The sequence below is a fragment of the Archaeoglobus sp. genome (assembly GCF_017656475.1).
Lineage (GTDB): Archaea > Halobacteriota > Archaeoglobi > Archaeoglobales > Archaeoglobaceae > Archaeoglobus.
Map to the genome: position 1 here is coordinate 1 of NZ_JACDNT010000075.1, position 3,530 is coordinate 3,530.

General features: G+C 41.5%; 4 protein-coding genes. 2 read left to right on the forward strand and 2 right to left on the reverse strand.

Features of this window, described 5'->3' with window-relative positions; translation table 11 throughout:
- Positions 1–656: 656 nt before the first annotated feature.
- Entirely contained in the window at positions 657–806 is a 150-nt protein-coding gene (locus H0Z19_RS11705) for a hypothetical protein (protein ID WP_290726835.1), read from the reverse strand.
- Between the two features lie 96 nt (positions 807–902).
- Between H0Z19_RS11705 and H0Z19_RS11710 the strand changes: the two genes are divergently transcribed.
- Complete coding sequence (locus H0Z19_RS11710) at positions 903–1,604, forward strand: hypothetical protein (protein ID WP_290726837.1); 702 nt, start codon at positions 903–905, stop codon at positions 1,602–1,604.
- A gap of 17 nt (positions 1,605–1,621) precedes the next feature.
- Entirely contained in the window at positions 1,622–2,689 is a 1,068-nt protein-coding gene (locus H0Z19_RS11715; RefSeq protein ID WP_290726839.1) for an IS6 family transposase, read from the forward strand.
- On the opposite strand, the gene H0Z19_RS11720 is transcribed toward H0Z19_RS11715, so the two are convergent.
- Positions 2,679–3,422, reverse strand: a complete 744-nt coding sequence (locus tag H0Z19_RS11720) for a transposase family protein (protein WP_290726841.1) — start codon at positions 3,420–3,422, stop codon at positions 2,679–2,681. The two genes, H0Z19_RS11715 and H0Z19_RS11720, sit on opposite strands and share 11 nt — an antisense overlap.
- Between the last annotated feature and the right edge of the window lie 108 nt (positions 3,423–3,530).

The window sequence follows — 3,530 nt, forward strand, 5'->3', positions numbered from 1 at the left end:
GGGAAAAGAGGGTACTGCAGAGGTTGGCTGAGATGTGATTTGGTAAGGACCCTAAAAATAAAAGATGTGTGTGGTGATGCAGATGAAAGTTTCCGTTGTAGAAAAAGGGGATGCTGCCAAAATACTTGCTTGGTTTAAAAGCATAAGGATAAAGAATATGCGGATATACTGGAAGGAGTCGTGAAAGAGTTTAGGAGAGATTTTAGCCTAGGGTGATTTTTTGGTCGGAGTTGATACAACCTTCCTCATCGACCTCTTCGAAATAGATGAAAAAGAATTGTACTTCTCTACGAGTTAAGCAGAGTTCGAGAGTGTATTGCAACCACTGTTTTAGATGGCCCCTTAACCCACACCTTCACTAACTCCAACTCTTTTCTCTCCACAATTTGGTGTCAAATACAAGGTGAAGGTTGTTAACGTATTGACGGAGAACCATAGACGCCCTCCTTCCAGACGATACAAAGGTCAGAGTCAGCCGTGCATACTGGCACAGGTAGCAACACCGCAACCGACCTCTACTGGAATCGGCGAACTGCGGTGTAGAACAACGACCACGACAAGCTTACTTCTACGATTCTCAAAATTTATTAAAGGTATTGGAAAATAAAGAAAACACTCCCTAATCTCCAAAATCCAAAAATATTAACCCCTAACCCCTATTCTTTCTTTTTCTTCTTAAGAACGTAAACGACAACTTCCTGCCCAGCATAACTTCTCCCAATGAACACTCTTCCGTCATCCCCAATTTTAGTTTCTTTTTTTGTCAGAAACTCTTCATCGTCAATTTCAATCGTAATTTTCGCCATGGTGGATTCATCGGACCATCCTAAATATATATGCTGCGGTTTTAAGCCACTATAATACCACAATATTTAAATACTTAGTGGCACTATAATACCACAATGATAGAGGTAGATGTTGGAAGAAATATAAGAAACGAGCTCAGGAAATTGCTGAAGACCTACAGACCCAGTCAACTTGACGAACAGCTTACAACAGCATGCCCATTCTACGAGCCGGAAAACAGAGAGCTCACGTCAGCGTACAGATTGATACATGACATGGCCAAGTCTAAAATCTTGGTGAAGCTGCAAATGAAACTGGATGAGATCTCAGTCGTAAGCGAACTCCCTCTCGAGTTCGGAAGAGTTGACGGCGCAGCTGGAAACGAGATAGTCTTGACAAGCAAAGATAGCGACATATTCCTGTTCATAGAAATTAAAACCGGCAATGTCAAACTTGTTCAGCCGGCAATCTACACCATACTCAGAGGAACAAAGACTCTTGTAGCTGAACTTAGGACTGGAGACATTCTTACGATAAATGTTAGCCTTGCAGAAAAGATTGTAGAGGAGCTATTAGAGCACATGAAAGCCCAAGAAATTCTGAGAGAAAGCGGAAAGAAAATACCGGGTTCAGAGTGCAGATACTGTGGAGCTGATTGTGAATTTAGAGAGAGTGTAAAGTGGAAGTGGAGTGTAGACCCATTAAAATCACTTCCAGATATACTGGGAAATGTTGATACAGTCGTCGACAAAATAGCGGCAGAAATTTCGCGAGAGATTCAAAATAGAAGCAAAAGAGTGTGTGAAGCCGAAGCCTAGTTTATGGAGGTTGAACAATGTCTAAAAGGAGAAGTGCGGGCATTAAACTGCTGGCTGAGGGTAGTGTGATGGAAATCGAGGAAGGGAAGTTTATTGTCCGGTCAGGAAACAGAAATTACCGAGTTACCTGGAGCAGAGATAAGTGGGTCTGCGAGTGTCCCGATTTTGAAAAGAGAAACAAAAAATGCAAGCATATCTACGCAGTAATGTATTACTTGGCTATTAAGGACATCAAAAGTGCCGTGTCATCCCTGGATGATAGGAAGTGTTTACAGTGTGGAAAGAGCGACATGGTGATAAAGAAAGGGATCAGGTACAACAAATCAGGCCCTGTACAGTTATATTACTGTAAAAGGTGCAAAAGAAAGTTCTCTGCGAGAACAGGATTCAGCGGAATGAAAAAAAGAGCAGATGCCATAGTTTCAGCCCTTGATCTTTATTTTAGAGGTTTGAGCCTGAGACAGGTAGCTCAGCATCTTAAGGCGAGCTATAATATTCAGGTAAGCCACAAAACTGTCCATAACTGGATAAAAAGGTACGTTAGACTGGTCAACGAGTTTGTAAAATCTGTCAAAATTGAATCCAGCAGGTGGCACGCTGACGAAACAGTAGTAAAGGTTAAGGGAGAACACATTCGGATCTGGAGCCTTCTTGACAGTGAAACCAGGCTCGTCATTGCAGTTCACATAAGCAAATCGAGAGGGGTAGATGAGGCGAAGAAACTCTTTGAAAATGGCTTGGAAAAATCGAGCAAACCAGACGAGGTCGTTACTGATGGCCTTAGATCCTACGAAACCGCCGTAGAGCAAGAGTTATCTGACGTTATACGTCCAATCTTCACTCAGAGAAGGGATGAACAACAAGATGGAGAGGTTTTTAAGGAGCTTAAAAGAAGGGTTAAATCACTAGAATCGTTCAAAACAAGTGAGGGTGCCAAGACTTTCGCTGAAGGATACAGCATATACTACAACTTTATCAAGGAACATGACTCACTAGACAATCAAACTCCTGCACAGTTTGCAGGAATTATAAATAACCGCAATTGGCTGGACCTCATTCAAAGGGCGCTGGAAGCTAAAGAATGAGTTGATCAACTATTTTTGTCTCCACCACTAAATTTGCAATTTGTATGATCTTCTTCCAAGTTAAGTTTGATGGCAAATTAATCCCAGCATGGGTAACCGGAGGCTTGTCGACATTCTCCTTCCGGAAGAAGAAGTTATGGTCAAATCGAAAAATGTCAGCAAGATTCTGCAGGTTTTTCATACTTTTATAGGTTTTTCTTCTCGAAATCGTCCCCCTCATCCTGTTTTGTGTCCCTTCTATTACGTTTATATGACTGAAATCCTTAGATTTTGGCACAGATTGAATTTTAACGCCGCTCATAAGTCTCTCAGCAGCCTTTTTATACTCGACATGCCCGTCGCACTTCAAAACCTCTGGAAGTTCTCTCGCATTATTGATAGCCTTATTCAATGCTGCCAATGCATCTTTAAGCCCTCTGCTCTCTGAGACATGCGTTGCAAGTATGTAGCGGGTATCGACGTCAATGACGTTTATAATCTTGAAGTGATTCCCGTTCCCTTTTTTCTGGAAGATTTCGTCGATTTGCCATTCTCGGCTTTTCTCTAATTTTAGAACTTTTGATTCAAACTTGCGCATTAAATCTGCTACCTTGTCTGCAATATTGGTGATAGTCCTCCTACTAATTCTTGTCGTTTGTTGATTCAGGTGGTCTGTTGAAAAAAATTCAGACATGATTCTACAAATTTTCGAGTGAGTTGTACCAGAAACCAGTTGAGTAACTATTAATGCCACAACATCTGGAGAGAAGTGAGTCCATTTCAGGTTGTTCATATAATCCAAAAATATAGGGTCCTTACCAAATCACATCTCAGCCAACCTCTGCAGTACCTTCTTTTCCAT